22 protein-coding genes are annotated in these 23,171 nt (G+C 45.7%); 16 read left to right on the top strand and 6 right to left on the bottom strand.

Annotation, left to right across the window (positions count from 1 at the left end; all coding sequences use genetic code 11):
• Positions 1-218 precede the first annotated feature (218 nt).
• The gene (locus MHB43_RS24550) at positions 219-1,898 is read right to left on the bottom strand and encodes a PucR family transcriptional regulator ligand-binding domain-containing protein (RefSeq protein ID WP_339178517.1); all 1,680 of its coding nucleotides are present in this window, start codon (positions 1,896-1,898) and stop codon (positions 219-221) included.
• 351 nt (positions 1,899-2,249) lie between these two features.
• Between MHB43_RS24550 and MHB43_RS24545 the strand changes: the two genes are divergently transcribed.
• The 4 genes from MHB43_RS24545 (at position 2,250) to MHB43_RS24530 (ending at position 6,849) form a co-directional block, all read left to right on the top strand.
• On the top strand, positions 2,250-3,275 hold the full coding sequence (locus tag MHB43_RS24545) for a hypothetical protein (protein WP_339178515.1): 1,026 nt from the start codon (positions 2,250-2,252) through the stop codon (positions 3,273-3,275).
• A gap of 341 nt (positions 3,276-3,616) precedes the next feature.
• Positions 3,617-4,150: a hypothetical protein gene (locus MHB43_RS24540; RefSeq protein WP_339178513.1), complete on the top strand. Its 534-nt coding sequence runs from the start codon at positions 3,617-3,619 to the stop codon at positions 4,148-4,150.
• Positions 4,089-4,964 (top strand): AbfB domain-containing protein, encoded by an 876-nt coding sequence (locus MHB43_RS24535; protein WP_339178512.1) that lies wholly within the window; start codon positions 4,089-4,091, stop codon positions 4,962-4,964. The genes MHB43_RS24540 and MHB43_RS24535 overlap by 62 nt, the downstream gene beginning before the upstream one ends.
• A 40-nt stretch (positions 4,965-5,004) precedes the next feature.
• The gene (locus tag MHB43_RS24530; protein WP_339178510.1) at positions 5,005-6,849 is read left to right on the top strand and encodes an RICIN domain-containing protein; all 1,845 of its coding nucleotides are present in this window, start codon (positions 5,005-5,007) and stop codon (positions 6,847-6,849) included.
• Positions 6,850-6,981: 132 nt separating this feature from the next.
• Here the strand turns inward: MHB43_RS24530 and solA are convergent, their stop codons facing one another.
• Positions 6,982-8,118: an N-methyl-L-tryptophan oxidase gene (solA, locus tag MHB43_RS24525; protein WP_221824558.1), complete on the bottom strand. Its 1,137-nt coding sequence runs from the start codon at positions 8,116-8,118 to the stop codon at positions 6,982-6,984.
• A gap of 165 nt (positions 8,119-8,283) precedes the next feature.
• Between solA and MHB43_RS24520 the strand changes: the two genes are divergently transcribed.
• From MHB43_RS24520 to MHB43_RS24495, 6 genes are all read left to right on the top strand, one after another.
• Positions 8,284-8,841 (top strand): GNAT family N-acetyltransferase, encoded by a 558-nt coding sequence (locus MHB43_RS24520; RefSeq protein ID WP_221824556.1) that lies wholly within the window; start codon positions 8,284-8,286, stop codon positions 8,839-8,841.
• A 110-nt stretch (positions 8,842-8,951) separates the two neighbouring features.
• A complete protein-coding gene (locus MHB43_RS24515) occupies positions 8,952-9,707 on the top strand; it encodes an exodeoxyribonuclease III (RefSeq protein WP_221824554.1) in 756 nt (251 codons plus the stop codon).
• A 234-nt stretch (positions 9,708-9,941) separates the two neighbouring features.
• Entirely contained in the window at positions 9,942-10,925 is a 984-nt protein-coding gene (locus tag MHB43_RS24510; RefSeq protein WP_405130644.1) for an alpha/beta fold hydrolase, read from the top strand.
• 50 nt (positions 10,926-10,975) lie between these two features.
• The gene (locus MHB43_RS24505) at positions 10,976-11,122 is read left to right on the top strand and encodes a hypothetical protein (protein WP_017687030.1); all 147 of its coding nucleotides are present in this window, start codon (positions 10,976-10,978) and stop codon (positions 11,120-11,122) included.
• Positions 11,123-11,154: 32 nt separating this feature from the next.
• The gene (locus tag MHB43_RS24500) at positions 11,155-11,733 is read left to right on the top strand and encodes a hypothetical protein (RefSeq protein WP_405130643.1); all 579 of its coding nucleotides are present in this window, start codon (positions 11,155-11,157) and stop codon (positions 11,731-11,733) included.
• A 213-nt stretch (positions 11,734-11,946) separates the two neighbouring features.
• Positions 11,947-12,924 carry a diaminopimelate dehydrogenase gene (locus tag MHB43_RS24495; protein ID WP_372238418.1) on the top strand — a complete coding sequence of 326 codons (978 nt, stop codon included), beginning with the start codon at positions 11,947-11,949 and terminating at the stop codon, positions 12,922-12,924.
• Between the two features lie 162 nt (positions 12,925-13,086).
• Here MHB43_RS24495 and MHB43_RS24490 read toward each other — a convergent pair whose 3' ends face one another.
• Positions 13,087-13,941 carry a pentapeptide repeat-containing protein gene (locus MHB43_RS24490; protein ID WP_221824546.1) on the bottom strand — a complete coding sequence of 285 codons (855 nt, stop codon included), beginning with the start codon at positions 13,939-13,941 and terminating at the stop codon, positions 13,087-13,089.
• A 155-nt stretch (positions 13,942-14,096) separates the two neighbouring features.
• Positions 14,097-15,482: an NADP-specific glutamate dehydrogenase gene (gene gdhA / locus MHB43_RS24485; protein ID WP_221824545.1), complete on the bottom strand. Its 1,386-nt coding sequence runs from the start codon at positions 15,480-15,482 to the stop codon at positions 14,097-14,099.
• Between the two features lie 388 nt (positions 15,483-15,870).
• Here gdhA and MHB43_RS24480 point away from each other — a divergent pair, with 388 nt between their 5' ends.
• The 5 genes from MHB43_RS24480 (at position 15,871) to MHB43_RS24460 (ending at position 20,343) form a co-directional block, all read left to right on the top strand.
• Positions 15,871-16,344 (top strand): GreA/GreB family elongation factor, encoded by a 474-nt coding sequence (locus tag MHB43_RS24480; protein ID WP_221824543.1) that lies wholly within the window; start codon positions 15,871-15,873, stop codon positions 16,342-16,344.
• Entirely contained in the window at positions 16,334-16,840 is a 507-nt protein-coding gene (locus tag MHB43_RS24475; protein ID WP_221824540.1) for a cation:proton antiporter regulatory subunit, read from the top strand. The genes MHB43_RS24480 and MHB43_RS24475 overlap by 11 nt, the downstream gene beginning before the upstream one ends.
• Before the next feature lie 3 nt (positions 16,841-16,843).
• A complete protein-coding gene (locus MHB43_RS24470; protein ID WP_221824538.1) occupies positions 16,844-18,049 on the top strand; it encodes a cation:proton antiporter in 1,206 nt (401 codons plus the stop codon).
• 520 nt (positions 18,050-18,569) lie between these two features.
• Positions 18,570-19,286, top strand: a complete 717-nt coding sequence (locus tag MHB43_RS24465) for an expansin EXLX1 family cellulose-binding protein (RefSeq protein ID WP_017687038.1) — start codon at positions 18,570-18,572, stop codon at positions 19,284-19,286.
• A 109-nt stretch (positions 19,287-19,395) separates the two neighbouring features.
• Positions 19,396-20,343 carry an alpha/beta hydrolase gene (locus tag MHB43_RS24460; protein ID WP_405130642.1) on the top strand — a complete coding sequence of 316 codons (948 nt, stop codon included), beginning with the start codon at positions 19,396-19,398 and terminating at the stop codon, positions 20,341-20,343.
• A 65-nt stretch (positions 20,344-20,408) separates the two neighbouring features.
• Here the strand turns inward: MHB43_RS24460 and MHB43_RS24455 are convergent, their stop codons facing one another.
• Positions 20,409-21,287: a PhzF family phenazine biosynthesis protein gene (locus MHB43_RS24455; protein WP_405130641.1), complete on the bottom strand. Its 879-nt coding sequence runs from the start codon at positions 21,285-21,287 to the stop codon at positions 20,409-20,411.
• A 195-nt stretch (positions 21,288-21,482) separates the two neighbouring features.
• Between MHB43_RS24455 and MHB43_RS24450 the strand changes: the two genes are divergently transcribed.
• Positions 21,483-22,409: an NADP-dependent oxidoreductase gene (locus tag MHB43_RS24450; RefSeq protein ID WP_339297656.1), complete on the top strand. Its 927-nt coding sequence runs from the start codon at positions 21,483-21,485 to the stop codon at positions 22,407-22,409.
• Here the strand turns inward: MHB43_RS24450 and MHB43_RS24445 are convergent.
• Complete coding sequence (locus MHB43_RS24445; protein ID WP_339185436.1) at positions 22,393-23,028, bottom strand: type 1 glutamine amidotransferase family protein; 636 nt, start codon at positions 23,026-23,028, stop codon at positions 22,393-22,395. The two genes, MHB43_RS24450 and MHB43_RS24445, sit on opposite strands and share 17 nt — an antisense overlap.
• Between the last annotated feature and the right edge of the window lie 143 nt (positions 23,029-23,171).

Below are 23,171 nucleotides of genomic sequence, written 5' to 3'. Positions count from 1 at the left end.
CCTGATGTTTTTTCGTTTCTTGATGTGATTTGATGTTAATTAACATGACATTAATGAATATATTCCTAATCATATAGACTGTTTGCATCATTGTCATTAGTTACTCTGAACATAAAAATAGAATTAAATCAGTTAAAATGCACAAATGAAGATTGAACATGAATTGAATATGAAAAGGAAACAAAAGAACGTGTCATTATACATGACACATTCTCGGTTTAAGACGTATGATTAGCTTCACTAGGAGCTGGATTAACATTCAGAAGGGACTCAAGTGCGAAGGCAAGTCGGAAGCGAAGGCTCTCCATCGGGTCCTTAATGTTCCTGCCGGTTAGTTTCTCGCATTTCTCCAATCTATAGATCACGGTATTGCGATGTACGAACAGCTCTTTCGCCGTATCGACGATCTGGCAGTGATTCTCATAGAAGGAGGACAAGGTTTTCATAAGCTCGTTACGCTCGTTTGGATCTCGGTCGTTGAAGGGCTTAAAGGTTTCGTGATGGAACTGCAGCATCTCATCGTGGGGAATCATACGCAAAAGACGGCTTATATCCATGGTTTGATAGGAATGAGCGAAGCGGGTCTTTCGCATCTGATAGCCGGACTGGAGCGCCTTGACTGCTTCTTTGTAGGAGAGTCCAATATCCAATACATTCGTGTAGGAATTACCTATGCCGAAGGATAGGCTGAGCTGCGACTCTGTATACAGATTGCTCGCCATCCGCTCAAGCTGCTGAACCACGGTGTGTTCGTCCCAAGACGATTCGGCCAAAAAGACAAGTATGCCGAACTGGTCGTTCTTTGTGAACATGACAAAGGAGAGATCCAATCGGGCAAATTCCTGTTTAATCAGCTCATAATTAGCATCTCGTTCCGAGATGAACCGCTCTTCCCCGGAGGATGTAGAGTTTTGCTTAGATATGCCCGCTAAGGATTCATCCTTTTTGGCGATGATGAGAACGGAACTGCCTTTGGTTTGCAGCCCATATTTCTTGCCGCGATGCAGCGCTTCTTGTTCCGAACGAATGAAGCCTTGAATGAGATCGGAGAAATATTCATTTTTGTACCGGCGGGAGCGCTCCTTGACGGCTTGCTTCTTGGTTAACTCCAGACCGATCACATTGACGGCTTGTTCCAGTGCCAGAGTGGAGAGCTTAGAGCTTGCGGAACTGTCGTATAGTGAGATCAAATAACCCTCGTGCCGATCCGTGAAGATGGGATGAAGTTCAGCATGTCGATATTTATCAGCAGTAAGTAGACAGATCGAGATTGCGGTGTGGAAGGAAGGGTGCTCATCAATAAATGTCAGTAAGGGCGCGGCGAGAGACTGGTGATCCATCTGTTGTGCATAATGGGAGCTTGCCGTAATCTGCTTCTTCGAACCAAGCAGAAGTACAGGTGAGGATAGCAACTGAGACAACGTATCTACGATGGATGGTATGCCTTTTCCCTGCATCACCATCGTGGAAAATTGCTTGTGAATAGATAAGGCGTAGTGCAACTCATGGGTTTTGTTCTGAAGGATGGCACTGATCGAATGTTGAAATATCTCACCGAGTGTATTGTCTATCTCCGACAGCTCAATGATTGGGAAGCCCAGTCTGTTGGCTGTCTCAAGCAGTTGCGGAGATAATTCAAGAGAGAAACGCTGTGTCTTGACAGCAAGCGCTGCACAACCAATTGCATGCATGTCTGTAATGAATGCAAGATGCGCATCGGGGCGGTCCTTCAGGATATAACCGTTGGTCAGCAGCATATCTCCCGGCTTCAGGAATTGGACAATATCTGGTGCGTCCATAATATTAATCGATTGCACCAAGCGATCAAGGCCGCGATGTCCGGCGATAACCTTTGCGCTGGAGAGAATGGGGATAGTCAATAACTGTTGCAGATCCATCTTCAACCCACTCGCTTTCATAATAATATGTTATAAAATCTAACATTAAGTGAGGTGGGCGTAAAGAAGAGTTTGAATAAAGAGGCTAAAGGATATCGTATTTTAAGCATGTTGCAAAGTGCCGAGGATGTTCTTTTGTAAATATAGTATACGGTCCCAGATTGAAAATACACTTGTAGTATAACTATTTGAAATGTGATGATGACAGATATCTAATGTACTACACTGCGCTTTAGTTGTTCAATTATGAAAGCCTTTTCATTATAGGGTAAATTCTGATATGATAGAAAAAAATTGGTCTAAATTAAATATTTAGTAATAAATCTAGCGGATTAAGAAAGGAAGATAAGGATGCCAACAGAAAAAGGGTTACCGATTAAATATCCAATGATTACTTCACTTCCTGCGTTTGCAAACATGACTGCTATTCTTAGCACTCAAGAAGACGTTTTTTTTCCGTGGTTTTGTCATAATCATGTCCAGCTAGTAGCCTGGGAGACTCCAGAGGTTTACATACAATTTTATACGCCTGTTTTTAGAGAATACTATCGATTGTTTGAATTACACCACTACCATAAGAAGGTTTTAGTAAAGTGGTGTGACGATATAACACAGTTTATTATTGATGCAATTGATGAAGACAATTATGTATATTTAAGCATAGATCAATACTACATTGCTGCCTATGATAATTTTGGAAAAGTGCATGCCCCGCATGATATGTTGATCTATGGATATAACAAAGAAAAACAAATGTTTTACGTAGCTGATTTTTTTAATTCCAAATATTCGTTCTCAGAAGCAAATTTTGATAGCATTAACGAAGCATTTGTAAGTCCTCATTCTGAGGGAGAATGGTTCAGAGGAGTTCAGCTTTTGCAATTTAATGAACGAAAAAGTGAGTTCAAGTTTGATCTGGGTTATCTGATTAAACAGTTGCATGACTATATAAATGAAACAAAATCCTCTAACGATTATAAGTTGGTTGAAGAACCTGGAAAAGATACAGATGCTTGGGGAATAGGAGTTTATCGTTTTTTAAGAGAACATATTACAAAGACTGCTTTATTTGAATTTAGTCTGATTAGATCTCTTCATTTGCTCTTTGACCATAAAGAAGTGATGTTGAGAAGTTTGGTTTATCTCGATGAGAAAAAGTATATTACTAGATTTGATATTCATGAGAAGGCTTACAGAGAGATTAAACAGATGTGCTTAATTCTTAGAAATTTATGTATAAAGCACAGAATTTCAGAAAAAACAATTCATATAAAAAAAATAATTGAATTAATTGAGAAGATTGAGAAGGAGGAACGGATGGCAGTTCAGGAACTGTTATCAGATCTTGAGGAAGTGAGATTAACCTATCTAAAGTAGATTGAATTAAATATCTTTGATAAATACAAGAAAGGTGAACTCTCTCGTGCAGAGATCACCTTTTTTATTTTCTTAATAACCAAACTCATTTTAACTTCAATTGAATGATGTTAAGTATGTTATACTCTCCCTTCGTTACAGTTCCTACGGATGAATCGCCGATATTCGGCTGGAGTACAAGAAAAGTGCTTCTTAAAAATACTCGTAAACTGAGAATTTGAAATATACCCGATGGCAGTCGTGAGGTGTTGATCTTCAGGGGCAGTCCCAGGTACGCTCTGTCTTTGGTAATACAGTAAGGTATTCCTCTGTTCATCACTCATGGATAAGGAGATGACCCAATGTTGACGAAGAAGGAAGAGGGGATAGGAATAGGAGCAGGAAAGTCCAATGGTTTCAAGGCCGGAATGATTCTGCTGCTTGGAACATTACTGCTATTAACCATGTTATTCCCTAATACAGCCAGAGCAGCGACAAGTGTATATACGATATCAGCCTTTACGAACACAAGTGAGTCCAATATGTATATCTATGAATCCTATAATGCGACCCACTATGGTTTGCTAAAAGGGCCAGCCTATACACCTCCGGCCGATCTGATCCGCGATCCCAGCATCATGAAGCACACAGATGGTCTATATTACGTTGTCTACACCACGAACTGGTCGGGTAACACCATCGGCATCGCCTCCAGCCCGGATAAAGTAAACTGGACATTTGTCCGTAATATTACATTATCCACACCTACCACAATTGCACACACCTGGGCACCAGAAATGGTTCAAAGACAGCAACGGCAGTCTGAACATTATCGTGTCCCTCTCACCAGGCAACTATCAGAATTTCAAACCTTATGTACTCACAGCTTCAGGTAGCAATCTAACATCTACCTCATGGTCTGCACCTACTGAACTGGCAGGCATTGCTCCCAATTATATCGACACTTTTATCGTGAAGACAGGCTCAACCTATCATGCTTTTACCAAGAACGAGACCACCAAATACATTGAATATGCGACATCCACCTCGCTAACGGGTCCTTATACCTTTAAAGGCGCAGGGGATTGGGCAGGTTGGGGTTCTTGGGTGGAAGGCCCGGCGCTTGTTCAGCTGGATAATGGCTCCTGGCGAATCTACTTTGACGGCTATGCAACACAAAAATATTATTACAGCGACTCTGCTGACAACTTCCAGACTTGGGGTGCCAAACAAGAGATTGCAGGTCTTACCGGACTCGTCCGGCATATGACCGTATTGAAAGAGTCTGGACAACCGGGTGATATCTGCAAGCTGGGGTCATTCAATGTGCCGGGCAGCTTCATTCGTCATTACAACTATCAGGCACGGATTGATGCGAGTGTCAGTCCGGCGGAGGATGCACAATTCCGTATCGTACCCGGGCTGTCGAATGTAACAGGCATTTCGTTTGAGTCCATGAATTATCCAGGTTATTTCCTGCGCAATAATAATGGCAGCATCACACTTGTGAAAAATGACGGCAGCCCTTCGTTCGGAAATGACGCCACGTTCAAACGTATAAATGGACTTGCTAACGCCAGTTGGACATCGTATACCTCGTTCAGTAACCCGAACCTGTACCTGAGACATTATAATAATGTGCTGAAACTGGAATCTGTCGTTACCGCACTCGATAAGTCAGACGCGACCTTCCGAGAGGTTGCACAATAATAGGTGTTCGTGTTCCGAAAAATTCTAAGGAGTGAAGCGGATGAAGTGGTTAAAACGAATGAGCTCGCTGCTGCTGGCAGGAAGTCTGCTAACAGGCAGTTTGGGACTGGGGACAGAGGTATCTGCTGCGGGAGCTTACACGGCTGTTGCCGATCCATCGAAGCAATACCAGACGATGGAAGGATGGGGAACATCGCTCGCGTGGTGGGGCAAAGTGGTAGGAGAATACTCCAACCGGGATGAGTATGTGGAGAAAATATTCAACGCAAATACCGGACTGGGTTTGAACATCCTGCGGTATAACATTGGAGGCGGGGATAATCCATCGTCCAATATTCTCGAATATCGCAAAGCCGTTCCTGGTTACCAGCCTTCTCCCGGCGTGTATGACTGGAATGCAGATGCAAACCAACGATATATGCTGCAAGCTGCCAAAGCTCAAGGCGTGGATGTCATCGAAGCTTTTGCGAATTCCGCACCTTACTGGATGACCATCAGTGGCAATGTGTCGGGTGCAGCGAATGGAGGGAATAACCTCAAGCCTGAGTATGTTGATGATTTTGCCGATTATCTGACTGAGGTCGTGAAGCATTTCCGGGATAACTGGGGGATCACATTCGATAGCGTAACTCCGCTCAATGAACCGATCTCGACGTGGTGGAAGCAGGGCAATGATCAGGAGGGCATGCACTTTGACCGGGCGGATCAGAACACGATTCTGAGTCAATTACAAGCTTCGTTGAATGCAAAGGGCCTGTCCACAAAGTTGAGCGCACCGGAAGAATATAGTATCGATGATACCAATGTATCATTCAACAGCTACAGCACCGCGGTGAAATCAGCAATCAGTCAGATCAACACCCATACGTATGGCGGAAGCAATCGTACTGCTTTGCGCAACACCGCGACGTCTGCGGGCAAACATCTGTGGACCTCGGAATATGGAGACGGAGATGCAAGCGGACTTACCATGTCACGTACCATCCTCAAGGATATTCGCAATATGGGCGCAAGTGGATGGGTGTATTGGCAAGCCGTCGATAGTGCAGAAGGATGGGGATTCTTCAAGAACGTGTTGAACAATACGCAAACGACCAGTTACACGGTGAACCAAAAATATTATGTCATGGGCAATTACAGCAAATTTATTCGTCCTGGATACAAGATTATCGGCATGAGTGATGCCAATACCCTTGCAGCCTATGATGCAGCTTCCGGCAAAGTTGTACTGGTTACAACCAATTCGGAATCGACGGATACAACGGTAACCTATGATCTAAGTCGTTTTACTAACACAGGCACGTCTGCTCAAGTATACCGGACTTCTTCAACAGAGAAGTTGCAGCAACTGACTAATATTTCGGTGCAAAACAAAACCTTTACCGCTACGGCCAAGGCCAATTCGGTCACAACCTACGTCATTTCCGGTGCAACTTATAATGGTGGTACAGGATATGAAGCTGGGGCCATCTACAAATTAATCAACCGCAACAGTGGACTTGCACTCGATGTTAACGGTGCTTCTTCTACGGGTGGGGCAACAATCATTCAGTGGAATGATAATGGAGCAGCGAACCAGCAGTGGAAGCTGGAGTCGGCAGGTAACGGATATTACAACATCCGCAATGTGGGTAGTGGGCTTTTACTGGATGTGAATTCAAGTTCTACACAAGGCGGAGCCGCTCTGATTCAGTGGCAGGATAACGGGGGCAACAATCAGCAATGGCTGCCCATTGATGTGGGAGGAGATGTGGTACTTGCGAATCGAAACAGTGGCCTGACGGTTGACATCAATCAAGGGTCTCTGACCGCGGGTGCCTCGACGATTCAGTGGGCCGACAATGGCGGAGCCAATCAGCAATGGAGCCTAATCAAAGTTAATTAGTGTGAGTTGGCATGAGCTAACGTTCGTACGTGTCCTTCTTTCTTGGAGGAGGCGCAGTGCTCTAAGCAACACTGCACCCTCTAAGAAAGTAGCTATTTTAGACATACATATATTCATCCACCCAGCTGGTACTTAACGAAAACGGGATAGGGTGAACCTGCTAATATCCTGATCCGTGTGCCCCGTTTGCACCAAGTCGGATAGAATCTGCCCAATGGCACTTGCGAATTTGAAGCCATGACCGGAGAAACCGCCAGCCAGCCACACACGCTCATGGGCAGGGTGTCGGTCGATAATAAAATCTTCATCCGAAGTGAATTCATACTTGCACACACTACCACGTTTCAATTCTCCAGCTGCCTGAGGCATATGAAGTTCGAGCAGCCTGCGCAGATCACCCTCGTCCGTTTCTTCCGTACCAAAAGGAGCCATCGTACTTCCTGGTGTCCACACCTGGCCCGTATCATGACGACCCATCTTCAGACCTGATCCGCCAATGCTTGGAAATCCATAATATGTACCTTCCTTTCCTGCCAGTGTAAAACCGGGGAAGTGTTCCTCGCCGTACAAAGCTTCTGGTGCATCAAACCATCCAACCGTTTTACGCACTGCCTGGATCGGGAGATCCACGAAAGGTTTCAATGTCTGAAACCAGGCACCAGCGCTCAGGATGATTTGATTCGCGTGGTAGGTCTCACCACCTGAAGTTTGAACTGCGACGGAATGTGGTCCGTATTCAATATGCTCTACCCGAGTGTGAGTTAACAAGGTGGCACCATGAGTCTCGGCTGCTTTGCGGTAGGCACGAATACAGGGTTCACTATACAGATAACCCGCATCCGGTTCATACATGCCCTCGTAGTGTTCAGGTACGGTAATACCTGGCCAGCGTTTCATCACCTCGGCTGCGTGCAACGTTTCATACCGAATGCCTGCATCATCTGCATGGCTCAATCGGTTGTGGAAGGAATGAATCTCTGGATCAACCACATTTATTACACCGGAAGGAACAAATAGTTGATCGTCCACCGTTTCCTCCAGCTCGTGCCATAACTTCTGTGCGAGTAATGCCATGGCAATATAGTCAGCTCCGCCACTGTACACATGGCGCATCAGTCTGGTATCCCCGTGATGACTTCCTTCCGTGTGTGGAGGATCAAAGGCATCAATTAATAAAGTTTTACATCCACTGCGCGATAGATAATAACCTGCACTCATACCCATGGAGCCGGCTCCAACGATAATAACGTCATATGATTGTGTGGTCATGGTTCCGCCTCCCAGTCTATTTCCAATGTTAGTCTTCTAAAGCATAATGTAGTCTCCCTAATTTTAATAGTCAATAGAACAGCTTATAGAGAAGAGAGAGATGTTAATAGAACATATTAATAGTAAAATGGACTTCTACAATGAATGTTGCAAAGGAGACCTCGCATGAGTGAGCAATTTAGGTTTGATCTATTTCCATTAATTCAGACAGAACGATTCATCCTCCGGTCAGCCGAGACTGGAGACAGCCATGATCTGTTGGAGTTATATTCCGATGAAGCTGTGGTTCAATATATGCCATTCACTCCTTTTGAATCCGTGGAGGATGCACAGGGTGAGATGAGCTGGTATACGAAGATTTTCAAGGAACACACAGGATTACGCTGGATGATTGAAGACCGTGAAACTAGTAAAGTGATCGGAACCTGTGGGTTCCTGAACTATGAAGATGTACATAACCGTGCAGAGATCGGATACGACCTGCGTTCCTCTTTCTGGGGCCGCGGTGTTATGACTGAAGTGGCCCGTGCTGTGTTACATTTTGGATTCACAAGCATGCAGCTCAACAAGATTGAAGCAAAGGTTGAACCGGAGAACGAGGCGTCGATTCGCCTGTTACACAAGCTTGATTTTCAACAGGAAGGTGTACTGCGGCAGCATGAGTATGAGAAAGGCAGATATATTGACCTTGCGGTGTTCTCGAAGTTACGAAGCGAAAAATAGGCAAGCTAGCCTCATAAGGATTCCAATAACTCCATCTCAGCCCAAATCCGTAAGGCTTGTCCCCCGGAATGGGCCCATGCTATATTGGAGAGATGTGAGGAGATGAGGATATGAAGCTGGTGTCCTGGAATGTGAATGGCTTAAGGGCATGTGTGACCAAAGGATTCATGGATTATTATCAGGAGAGTCAGGCGGACATTTTCTGCCTTCAGGAGACCAAATTGCAAGCCGGGCAGATTGAGATGGAGCTGGGGGAAGATGTTTATCAATATTGGAATTATGCGATCAAAAAAGGATATTCCGGCACGGCTGTATTTAGCCGAATCAAGCCTTTATCCGTTCGTTACGGGATGGAGGAGGACAGCGAGCCGGAAGGACGTATGATTACACTGGAGTATGATGAGTTTTATCTGGTGAACGTCTATACCCCTAACGCGAAGCGGGATCTGACCCGGCTGCCTTACCGTCTGGAATGGGAGGATCGATTCCGGGGATACATTCTGCAACTGGAGCAGACCAAGCCGGTTATCGTCTGTGGTGACCTGAATGTGGCTCATCAGGAGATCGATCTGAAGAATCCGAAGCCCAATCTGGGTAATTCCGGATTTACCCTTGAAGAGCGCGGCAAAATGACCGATTTGCTTGCTTCTGGATATGTGGACAGCTTCCGCCATCTGTATCCGGATCGTACGGATGTATACAGCTGGTGGTCTTATATGCCGAAGGTTAGAGAACGGAACGTGGGCTGGCGCATTGATTATTTTCTCGTATCTAATCAATTGGCACCTAAGGTGGCAGATGCGCATATCGACTGCCATGTGATGGGCAGTGATCATTGCCCGGTGGGTCTTACATTGGAACTGTAGGTACAAGGATTATCGTGAGATGGACAGAGGCATGAATTATAAAATATAGGCATAGATGAACTGCAAGTTTCCTAAATGGGAGATTTGCAGTTTTTTTGCGTCACAAGTAGGGGAGGGATACTGGACTTTGGTTGGGGAAAGGACTGGACTCGGGATTGTTTCAATCCCGCTATTTCTTGGGTACGATTGAAGCATACATATATAGATGAACCTTTGGGATAAGGGGTAGAGAAGATGAAGAAGGGGTTACGGAGAGGGTTAAAAGTGCTGGGAGGCATAATGCTTGCCACAGGACTTTTGTTGCTGGCAGGTACAGCGTATGAAGCGTATCAATCCACGCAGGATATGAAGTCCTATCCCCCGCCAGGCAAGTATTATGAAGTGAGTGGTCGCAACATGCACCTCTACACCGCTGGCAAAGGAGAGGTAACCGTGGTGTTTGCCTCAGGCTGGGGTACACCCAATCCGTATGTGGATTTCAGTCCGCTATATGACAAGTTGAAATCACAGGTAAAAATTGCGGTATATGATCGGTTCGGGTATGGATACAGCGACTATACGGATGAACCTCGTGATGTTGATACCATCTCGGAAGAGATCCACCAATTGCTGCGAACATCCGGTCAACGTCCACCTTACATCATGGTCGGTCACTCCCTGGGTGCGCTGGAGACACTTCGTTTTGCGCAAAGGTATCCTGATGAGGTGGCTGGCATGGTCATGATCGATGGTGGAAGCCCGGAGTATTACAGTACGGTGGAAATGGATACGCCCGAATGGTATTTTACTTCAGTCCGATTCCTAGTTAAAACAGGGATTGCGCGTACATTGTTGCATTCGGATCAGATAATGGCAACACTGGTCATTGACCCGGAGTTGGTTTCTGCGCCGATGAAAAAGGCTGCCACCATTTCTACCCTGAAGCATGCATACAATGACAACGTGATGGATGAGATTCGTCATTCCAAGACCAACGCATTACGTGTGCTGGAGAACAAAAAGGAGTTTCCTTTCCCTCTGACGATCCTGACAGCCGGATCAGATCAACCCAGTGAGGGGAGTCGGGCATGGCAGGCAGATCAAGTGAAATTTGCTTCATGGTCCAGACAAGGAACCCAGCAGATTGTCCCTCACGCCGAGCATTACATCCACAACAGTCAACCGGATATTGTCGCTGCCGAGATCATGAAATTAGTGACACCGTCCAGTGACCTATGAGTAACATGACCCCACAAACACATGATGAACAGGATGAGGAGGAGGGATGGATGAAAAAGTTTAAAGTAATCACCCGCTTCCTGTCCATTCTGGTAGCCAGTTGTCTATTGTCTTTAAGTGTATTATCTGTATCTGTGATATGGGTTAAGAATAACGTTCATGCGGTGCCTGTGATCCAGCCGTTTGAACGTGATTAGCACATAAAATGAAGATGAAGGAGTGGTAACGGATGGTGAAGAGAAGGAAATATGTATTGGCCTGTGCAGCACTGGCGATGATGGTTGCCTTGAGTGCTTGCAGTAGCGCGGCAGACGAACCGAGTGATACGGAGAAGGTGGACACTGAAGTTTCCTCCGGAACCGGTGAACAAGCGACTGATGAAGGTGCAAGCAAAGCAACTACAAGTACAGTGACCGAAACGGAAGGTACGACTGCACCAGCAGACTCCGATTCAGAAAGCGGTGAGGAAGCAGCTGCTGGAACCAATGAGTTGCCGGAGAACTTGCCAAGTGATTTCCCATTGCCGGAAGATGCAACAATACGTTTAGCCAATTCTGGTGAGAATGAAGGCAAGCAATCGGCCATGGTGATTTTCTCCACTGAACAAGATATGAAAACCGTATCCCAGCTGTATAAAGATTACTTCAACGCCAAAAAGTTGACGGATGCAGGTCAGACGATCGATGCCAAAAATATTATCATTCAGGGAACCGACCCGGAGACACAGGATGTCTGGTCCTTGATTGGAGGAACATTGGCGGGACAGGAAGGCGTCATTGAACTGACGTTGACCTGGACAGAATCATAAGCAGAAGATAAGGGGGAATTTTTCTTTCCTGCTTTCTGCCTTCCTAAAATAACGAATGAACGCCATAATACCTTGCATACGGAGCCGCATTATTGCTGCACCGCTGCAAGGTATTTTTATTTCGAACTGGAAACCTGACAGGTTACATGGTATGTTATATCATTATAAACAGAGTAATAGACAACTATAGAAGAAGACAGGAGAGGATTGAACATGATTAGAGTGGGTATTGTTGGTTACGGTAACTTGGGTAAAGGTGTAGAGAAGGCCATTTCCCAGAACGAGGATCTGGAACTGATTGCAGTGTTTACACGTCGTAATCCGGAGCAGATGGTCGCTGAAAGCACAGAAGTACGTTTTGAGCATATCTCTGCAGCGGAGCAATACATAGGCAAGATTGATGTTATGATCCTCTGTGGTGGTTCTGCAACCGACCTTCCAGAGCAGACACCAGCCATCGCCAAGTTGTTCAATACGGTAGATAGCTTCGATACACATGCGAAGATTCCTGAATTCTACAAAGAAGTTAATGCTGCGGCAGAGCAAGGCGGTCACGTAAGTGTCATTTCCACAGGTTGGGACCCAGGCTTGTTCTCCATGAACCGTCTGCTTGCACAGTCCATCCTGCCAGAAGGAAAAGAGTACACGTTCTGGGGCAAAGGTGTGAGCCAAGGCCACTCGGATGCTATTCGTCGTGTTCCAGGCGTTAAGGCGGGTGTACAGTATACTGTACCTGTTGAAGAGGTGATCAACCGCATTCGTGCAGGGGAGACACCAGAGTTGTCTACACGTGAGAAACATCTGCGTCAATGTTATGTGGTAGCAGAAGATGGTGCCAACCAGGATGAGATCCGTGAGACGATTGTATCGATGCCTAACTATTTTGCAGATTACGATACAACGGTAACGTTCATTAGCGAAGAAGAATTGAAATCCGAGCATGAAGGTATGCCGCATGGTGGATTTGTTATTCGCAGTGGGGTTACAGGTGCCGGTCAAAAGCAAATTATTGAATTTGGTCTGAAACTCGACAGCAATCCTGAATTTACAGCAAGCGTACTTGTGGCGTATGCAAGAGCTGCACAACGCTTGAGCGTGGAAGGACATAAGGGAGCGAAAACGGTATTTGATATTCCGCTCGGTCACTTGTCTCCGAAATCGGCTGAAGATCTTCGCCGCGACTTGTTATAATTCTGATTCGTTCCAGTGATTTGTATAAAAAACAGCTCGTCCTTGGATGTACAGGACGAGCTGTTTTTTTTGGCTGTTGCTGTACACGATTCATACATTCATATGAATTAGCAGGTATAATCCTGCCTGTATCCCTGCTCGTGCTCTTGTGGAAATGGCGCCCTACACCCAGTGTGAGGGAATGTTAAGATGATCCGGCAACTTGGTATTCACATTACCTTTGGCTGCATTAATCTGGGATTGCGTCAGGAAGATGCCACCTCTCAGGTCTGCATCGCCCAGATCCGTATCCCGCAAGTCCGCGCCAATCCAATCCGCATTTCGTGTATCTGCATTTCGGAGATCGGCTGCGATCATTAAAGCTCCTCGGAAGCTTGCGCCCCGCAGGTCAGCCCCTTTTAAATTGGCACCAAAAAAGTCACTTCCGGTACGTTTTTTACTCTTCTTCGACTTCCCTTGTCCATGAGCGGTGGGGGGGACATTCGCGCGTACCATCTCACTTGCCTGGACCAAGAGTTGATTCACACTGAATCGATAATTGGCGATGTCCAGACGGAGGAGTGCCGCGGGCTCCAGATTGCTCAAGTGCTCAATCTCCTCATATAACTCACCAAATGCCGAGTGAAGGGATGACGTCTCCGGTCTCATCATCATTTCCTTCATATAACTGAGTAACTCGTGAAGTTGTCGCAAGGCAGGCAGACACTCGAACATCTCGTTAGCAGACTCTGGATGATCACGCCAATCTTTGCCCGCGTAGGTCACTTGGGACAGCTTCTGTCCAGCTCCGAAACAGTCGTATACCGTGCAACCTTTGAACCCTTTCTGCCGAAGCTGGGTATGGATACCGCAGCGATTGTCCGTGCGCAGATTGGGACAGGGTGTGCCGCTGGCCTTGTCAAAAGCAAAGTCCGATGACTTGCCATAGGGCAAGGCAACACAGCACAGGCCAAAACACTGCTCGCAATCTGCGCTTAGATGCGGACTCGCAGTGCTGGCAAATGGTTGGTTAGACAATGTAAACACTTCCTTATAATAGTACAAATAGATGGAATTACGTCAGTACCACTTTACCATTGCCTTGCGATTAGAGCAATTGAAGACAAGGAAAAAAGGGCAGTTACCCAAATGGATGGGAACGCCCTTTGATCGTGGAGAATCACGTATATAAATTAAACTACACCTTGAGCGATCATGGAATCCGCTACCTTGAGGAAACCGGCGATATTCGCTCCGGCTACGAGGTTGCCTTCACAGCCATACTCTTCAGCAGCTTCTACACAGCTGGTGTAGATGTTCTTCATGATGTCATGCAGCTTGGCGTCTACTTCTTCAAATGACCAGGACAACCGCATGCTGTTCTGTGACATTTCAAGAGCAGACACGGCTACACCGCCGGCATTAGCCGCTTTGGCTGGACCGAACAGCACGCCTGCACCGTGGAAGACGTCAATGGCGGCCAGGGTGGAAGGCATATTTGCGCCTTCGCCAATGGCCTTCACGCCACCTTTGATTAGAAGGGCCGCAGCTTCTTCATCGATCTCATTTTGCGTTGCACATGGAAGAGCAATATCACAAGGGATGGACCAGATGCCTTCACAGCCTTCGGTATATGTAGCATGCGGATGTTCTTTGATGTATTCGCTGATGCGAAGACGATCAACCTCTTTCAGACGTTTCACGGTATCCAGGTTGATGCCTTGTGGATCGTGTATGTAGCCACCTGAGTCACTACACGCAACGACTGTAGCTCCAAGCTCCTGTGCCTTCTGAATGGCATAGATGGACACATTACCAGAGCCAGAGACAACGACTGTGCTGTCTTGGAAGCTGAGTCCCTTGGATTGCAGCATCTCCTTCACGAAGTACACACAGCCGAAGCCAGTCGCTTCCTTACGTGCCAAGCTTCCTCCGTACAGCAGTCCTTTACCTGTCAATACGCCTGCCACATGTCCGCCATGGATACGTTTGTATTGGCCGAACATATAACCGATTTCCCTTGCGCCTACACCAATGTCACCTGCCGGTACATCGGTATCGGAACCAATATATTTGTACAGTTCAGTCATGAAGCTTTGCGTGAAACGCATGACTTCCAGATCCGATTTTCCTTTGGGATCGAAGTCAGAACCACCTTTACCACCGCCAATAGGCAGACCGGTCAAAGCATTTTTGAAGATCTGTTCGAAGCCAAGGAACTTGATGATGCCCGAGTATACAGAAGGATGGAAGCGAAGTCCGCCTTTGTAAGGGCCAATGGCACTGTTGAATTGCACCCGGAATCCACGGTTAACCTGAACTTTGCCCTGATCATCTACCCATGGGACACGGAATGTGATTACACGTTCGGGTTCAACAAGCTGTTCCAGCAGACTATGGTTCCTATACTTGGGGTGTGCTTCAATAACAGGAATAAGGGAATCCAGAATTTCTTTGACAGCTTGATGGAACTCATCTTCGTGCGGATTTCTGGCGACAACCGACTCATAAACGGAATGAACATATTCTGCGGCAGTAACTTGAACGGACTCTGTAGTTTCTTTTGTTATCGTGGACACTTTTTCGATGCACTCCTTTATTGTGTTAAAGTCTGTAGAGGCTTATTTGCATAAATTGAATAAAAGTTTGTAGTTAAATATACAGGAAAGCAAATAAAAATACGAGATGAAAATTCATAAAATGTTTTTTATGCAGTAATTAAAATGTTCTATGGATCTACCATATGATGTGAAGAATTAAGTTATTAAATGGAAGATATGACCACAAATGATAATAAAAAAGCAAGTTAGACGAATATACTGGATTAAAATATTAGTTTTGGTAAGATGGTAAGAAGGTCTCGTATCCCGGGGTCTTTTTATAATAAAAAGGAGGAAAACAAGATGATGAAGAGAAACATGCCAATCAACATGGAGAATAAGGCTTGTATAGGGGGTGAAATCTACTATGAACCATAGGACTTCCCGCCATAATTGCAGAGAGAAGCTGGTGAGCCAGCTATTTACATTCGGTGAAGAGAAAAGAACATTTCTCGACGCCTATTTCGACGTGCGTGATCCAGAGCGGATACAGTTGGAAAAACAACTGTCGGCATATACGGAGTATGTGGAAAAACTACTCCTGGGCCCTGATGAAGATTTGGACTCAGCTGTATTGATCGGCAGTCATATTGATTTTGAATATCTCGATTTTCATACGTCAGATTCGTTCATGATTGTTATGCCAGAAGATACCGATCCTGATGAGGGTCGTATTTCCTTCCTCTCTCCAGTAGGGAGTCAATTACTGCTTGGCAGTATAGGGGAAGTTAGGCCTGTTCATACACCATCAGGTTCCATGAGAATTCGCATCACGGGGATTGAGCTGAGGAGCGAAACCTTGAACGAGCCGGCCCTAGGGGGTGCAGATCATGCACTTTAAAGAGACAGACTTACCAGGGATTGGACGTAAATACTGGTTGCATACCCGTAGTGGTGAGCACTTGGTCATTGTGATTCATAACGACGAGCGACGTGACTTGTTCCATATGGAGTCAGGGGGTACGCCTGAAGAAGTGGGTGATATGGTATCTCTTGTCACCCTGGACGATGATGAAGCCCGGGCAGTAGCCGCCATCGTTGGTGGTATGACCTATAAACCGAAGTTTCAGGATGAGCGTGAAGTGATGCTTGAAGGGCTGTTAATCGAATGGCTGCGAATTGAACCTCACGCCGCAAGCGTTGGCATGACGATTGGTGAACTGGATATCCGTCAGGCCACGGGCGCCGTAATTCTCGCTGTTGTAACCAAGGATAAGGAGAAGCATTTTAATCCAGGCCCGGATTATGCTTTTACCGCTGGAGCTACAATTGTAGTTGCCGGTGAACGGAATCAGATCAAACATCTCAAACAATTGTTGACTGATGGACGGACTTAGCCTATGGATATGCTCATATTCGAAGTGGGAATTGCCGTTGCGCTGATTACACTTACTGGGCTGATATCTTCAAAATTACGATTTTCGGTCATTCCTTTCTATATCCTCATTGGTATGGCTGTTGGACCACATGCACCACAGATTGGCATAGTGGATTTACGTTTTATCGAAAGTTCGACCTTTATTGAATTTATGGGCAGGCTTGGCATTCTGTTTTTGTTATTTTATCTGGGTTTGGAGTTCTCGGTCTCCCGTTTATTAAAGTCTGGTAAAGCCATTCTGACCGGGGGCATGTTCTATGTAGGCCTAAATTTTGTCTCTGGATTGCTGTTGGGGTGGTTCATGGATCTGCCCCTTCAGGAGACACTTGTTGTCTGCGGGATCATGACCAGCTCTTCTACAGCCATTGTAGCTAAAGTGCTCGTTGATCTGAAACGCACGGCAAACCCTGAAACAGAGATTATCATGGGCATGATCATGTTTGATGACTTGTTCATCGCGATTCATATCTCCATCCTGACTGGGCTTGTGCTCAGCGGGGCAACTTCATTCTTAAGTGTTCTGCTGGTATCGCTGTCTGCCCTGCTGTTTATTGTGCTGTTCCTGATTATTGGCAGGAAAAGCATCAAATATATTGATAAGGCACTGAATATCAAGTCATCAGAGTTGTTCCTGCTTACCGTCATGACACTGCTCTTCCTGGTGGCTGGTTTCTCGGAGACACTGCATGTAGCGGAAGCTATTGGAGCGTTGATGATGGGGCTTGTGCTGGGCGAATCAAGACATGTGAGTCGGATTGAACATCAGATCATGCCTTTCAAAGATTTTTTTGGTGCAATTTTCTTCTTCAGTTTTGGCCTGACCATCGAGCCGGCTTCACTTGGCGGAGCTGTTGGGATGACGATTATTGCCGTTATTCTGACGATTGCCAGTAACTATGGTGCAGGTATGATCGCTGGCAGACTGGCTGGAATGAGCCCTAAAGCATCATTGAATGTGGGCTTTACCCTGGTCTCGCGGGGTGAATTCTCCATTATCATGGCGAACATCGGCAAGGCCGGAGGGCTGATGGCATCCATCCAATCGTTTGCCGTGTTGTATGTGTTAATTCTGGCTGTGCTGGGGCCTATCCTGACAAAAGAATCTCCGCGGATTTACGCATCGTATGAGCGACTAAGGAAGCGGATGAAACGAAGGGAAACGGGTTGAGTCTAACGCTGGCTGTCCTTGGACAGACCGGATATTCGAACCGTAGTGTTTAATAGGCGTCACACCATTTGGAGAGAGAAATTCCTCCGGGGTGTGGCGCTTTTTTTATTATTGGGAATCGACCAAATATCGGCTTGTAATCATGCTCATTCCACCAAATTATGGTATGTATCCATATCTTGTGCGTGGTCGTGAATGTTTAAGTCTAGAGGCAGGACTATCGATGTCATTTGGTAGAGAGGGATTGAAAATAAGAAGTTATTATGTAAAATAATGTTATATTCAAATCTAGCAGTTGAACCAACCATTTACACGAGAACGTAGAGGACAGAAGAAACCTGAAGAAGCGGAGCGTTCGCCTTTATCAACAGATTTTCACCTTTGTAAAATTGAATCAAAAAATCTGGGGATAACAGTGATCGGAAGGTTATTCTGTCATCGGAGTGGCAAGTGTAAATATTCTTTAGTTCAACTTATGTTTCAATGTAACAGAAGGTAGAATGACGAGGAGGAATAGCTCATGAACAAGAAAAGTAGATTTCAACGGTTAAAATGGGCCGGTACAGGGATGTTGCTCAGTCTCGTATTATTTGCTCTACCTGCATCTGCTGCATGGAACGATACATATCAGGGTTACGCGACGTATACAGGCTCAGGTTACTCGGGAGGTGCAGTGTTGCTTGATCCCATCCCGGCGGACATGAAAATTACTGCACTTAATCCGTTCCAACTCAATTATAACGGTGTCAAAGCCGCTTTAGCGGGAGCCTATCTCGAGGTGCAGGGTCCTAAAGGCAAAACAACCGTCTATGTAACAGACCTTTATCCAGAAGGCGCCAGCGGAGCGCTGGATCTCTCACCGAATGCCTTTAACCTGATCGGTGACCCAAAGGCAGGCAAAATCAATATCAGCTGGAAAGTGGTCAAAGCTCCAATTCAAGGCAACGTCTCCTATCGGATTAAGGAAGGCAGCAGTCAGTGGTGGGCAGCCATTCAGGTTCGTAATCACAAATATCCGGTGCTAAAGTTCGAAGTGAAACAGAAGGATGGTACGTGGCTCAATCTTGAAAAGCAAGACTATAATCATTTCCTCGGAACTGGACTGGGCAAAGAAAAACTAAACGTGCGTATTACCGATATTCGCGGTCAGGTATTAAATGACACGATCCCGGCTCTGCCTAATGATGGGTCAGGCGGTGCATATATCGTACCGGGCAATGTACAGTTTCCCGATTGACAGATATACGAAGGTGTTATAAAAAGAAGTATGGTCATAGACGTATTCTTAACGAAAAGTCGTACACTGTACGGCTTTTTTTGTATACGAAAAGAGGAGAATGTACCATATGAAAAAAAGTTTGCCTTCATATCAGACAACACATCCCTATTGGAAACAGTATCAGGCCTTTTTCCCGGAAGAAGTCAGGCTAGGGGAGCATACAGTTCCTGAGGAAGAATGGTGGGAGTCAAATGGGGTTCATCTGCATATCGACCGCTTGCCTGCGCCGGAGTCTTCAATCAAAATCCTGTTCATTCATGGGGCGGGAGGCAATGGCAGGTTGCTCGCTCCGTATGCCCGTATGTTGCAGCGGCATGGATACGAGGTGGTATCGCCAGATCTTCCGCCGTATGGGTTAAGTTATGCAATGTCTGGTACACGTATCAACTACGAACTATGGATAGAGCTGCTTGTCTCACTCATCGAACGGGAATACAAGAAAGACGGCAAGCCAATCGTTGTATTGGGAAGTAGCATCGGAGGTATGCTTGCCTATCACACCAGTGCACGCAGCAAGCGTGTTAAGGGTTTGATCGCAACTACATTTGTAGACACGAGTAATCAGGAAATGCGTGATCAACTTGCACCGAATCGTCTGGTGAGCCGGGTGGGAAAACGGATGATGGATATGTTCCCTGGTCTGCTGGATCATGTACGTATTTCGGTCAAACAGGTATCCCGTATGCAACTGATTACTAATAACAAGGAATTAACCCGGCTTATTATGAATGATCCACAAGCGGCAGCTACACGTATTCCGTTGGAATTATTAAGAACATTCCTTAATAGAAAACCGGAGGTAAGCCCGGAACAGTTCAGCCAGTGTCCGGTCCTGTTGGTTCACCCTGAACTGGATCCCATGACACCGATCAGGTTTAGCCAATCTTTTTTTGATCGTCTGGTGGTAGACAAGGAATGTGTGATCTTGGAAGGGGCAGGCCATTTTCCTATAGAGCAGCCAGGACTGAACCAGTTGGAGGTAGCGGTACTACGATTTTTACAACAAATTCAATGATTTAAGATCATGATATTGCTTCAAGTACATAATTCTAAAATCCTAAGTACGTAAAACCCCTCCCATTAAGGGAGGGGTATTTTAATGTTCTTGATATGAACTGCACTACCGCCAACCTGAATCTGTGTGATTTCATTAGAGCTGCCCAGCGTTAATCTGGCTCGGATCTCGGAGGGGCGGTTCATGGTATACCCTTGTCTGATCGTGTACGTGTGAAGATGAGGATCTGTAAGCTGGTTGTACTGGGATAAATAACAGAGCATTGCACCATTGGATGTGCCCGTTGCGCTCTCTTCCGGTATATCATAAAGCGGTGCAAAATTACGGCATTCTGCGAGAACGTTCATATCATCTGATTCGAGTGTAAACACGTGATAACCTATGGCATGATGAGCCCTACTTATTTCAGTGATACGCTGGAAGTCAGGATCGATTTTGGTTAGAACATCAATATCTTTAACGGCTATCATGATATCGGGTAGCCCGGTAGACACAATCTGTACAGGTAGTTCAGCATGCAAATCCTCCATAGAAATACGTAACGAATCGGCAATCTGCTGTCGATCCACGATCTCCCCAAACTCCGGCAACGTCTGAGACAGATAGACTTCTCCATTGACTTCGATATCAACTTTAAGAATTCCGGCCAGTGTCTCCAGTGTATATGTACCAACATTAACGAGCAGCTGTGTCTTCATTAGATAAAACAAAGCAATTGTGGCATGTCCACATAGATCGACTTCATCACTTGGGGTAAAGTAACGCACTTTGAAATCTGCCTGATCCGACGGCATAACAAATGCAGTCTCTGAAAAACCGACTTGTCTGGCAATCTCCTGCATCTGGGTTTCAGACAAATGTGCTGCTTGTAAAACAACACCTGCGGGGTTTCCTCCATGAGCCTGATCCGAAAATGCATGTAATGTACTTACTTCTACTTCCATCGTGTTACCTCGCTTGTTCAGTTATTGGGTTAAGATTTAACTTCATCACTAATCGACATTATATCACGAGTGTTGAATTGGCTTGTGAATCTCAGATTGTTGTGAATTTTGAATGAATAGGTCAAGTGATTGCTGGGAAAGGGTAATGATGGAGGAGAGCATAACGATAATCCAATGGAAAGGCTGGTATCTCTAATGAAAGCAATTGTGATTGAGGAATTTGGTGGAGCGGAACAATTGAAGGAACAGGAAGTAGCCAAGCCAAGATGTGGAGTGAATCAGGTGTTAATCCGAACGCATGCCACGTCGGTGAATCCGGTAGACTTCAAAATCAGACAAGGTGATATGAAAGAAGCAGCGGAGAATTTTCCGTTGATTCTGGGCGGCGATGTTGCGGGTATTGTGGCTGAAGCAGGTTCCAATGTCACGCGGTTCAGAGAAGGTGATCGGGTATTTGCGCGTCCGCGTCAATTCGGGACCTATGCAGAATATGTTGCTGTCGATGCAGACATTATAGCCCGTATACCGGAGCAACTGAGTTTCGAGGAAGCGGCAGCGATCCCGCTGGCTGCGATGACGGCTTGGCAAGCCCTTGTGGATCATGGACGTTTAGGCAAAGGGCAGAAGGTACTCATTCATGCTGGTGCAGGTGGTGTGGGAACATATGCAATTCAGATCGCCAAGTCCCTAGGCGCTGAAGTGGCTTCCACAGCAAGTGAATCAAACGAAGCGTTGCTTCGCTCGTTGGGTGTGGATCATTTTATCAACTATAAAAAAGAAGATTTCTCGGAGATTCTCTCCGGTTATGATGTTGTACTGGACACCATGGGCGGTGATATTCAGCGCGACAGCTTCAAAGTGTTAAAGTCTGGCGGACATCTCGTGTCCTTGGTGGAACAACCGGATGAGAAGCTTGCCAAGGAAGCCGGAGTAACGGCCAACGTCTTCATGATGGAGCCCAAAGGGGATCAACTGGATCAGCTGGCTGAACTGGCTGCGGAAGGCAAGCTCAAATCGATTATTGATGGAACGTACCCGCTAACTCAACAGGGAGTAAGGGAAGCACATGAGAAGAGTGAAACCCATCATACCCGAGGGAAACTGGTTATTCAGGTGCAATAGAATTCATTAACTGGTAGAAGTATTTGGACTCATGAGTCTGATACAGATTGAACCAGGCCTGTAATGTTTCTGGTGCAAAGACATTCAACAGCTTCAACACATGCATCGTAAATTCTAACGGAGCTATTCCAGATGCAGTAACTAGATTTCCATCGGTTACTGCTGGCTCCGTTTGATAATATGTTTCCCCAGTATATTCTGGGCATATCATCTTCAGGTATTCTAAATCATTGCTTGTATGTTGTCTGGAATCCAGTATCCCTATTTTTGCAAGTGCAACAGTCGCACCGCAAATCGCCGCAATAACCGTACCCTCTTCTATAGAGGCAGCAACTTTTTTCAATAGGGGATCATGGATGGTGTCCATCCAGGTGTTTCCTCCTGGAAGAATGATGACGTCGTCACCTTTCAATGAACATTCATCAATAGAAATATGAGGAAGGATGTTCAATCCGCCCATGGTAGTTACCGGATGTTTATCCACGCCTACGGTTACGACCTGTAAAGGCTTGATCTCTTTCCTGAAATACCTTCCCGAGTTCAATTCAGCAGTTAGATATCCTATCTCCCAGTCTGACATCGTATCAAATACATATAGATATACGTTCTTCGTTTGCATCATACACGCTCCTTTTGTTATTCATGATTGAATGGATTACTCTCCTATTATAAAAAAACTTCACTGACATCTACGGTCAATGAAGTTTTTAAATTTGAAAATTAACTGCCCTGCCAACCAATATAGGTATTCTCCCCAATTGT

It is taken from the genome of Paenibacillus sp. FSL H8-0317, from assembly GCF_045040685.1.
Lineage (GTDB): Bacteria > Bacillota > Bacilli > Paenibacillales > Paenibacillaceae > Paenibacillus.
This window is presented reverse-complemented; position numbering and strand designations above follow the sequence as displayed.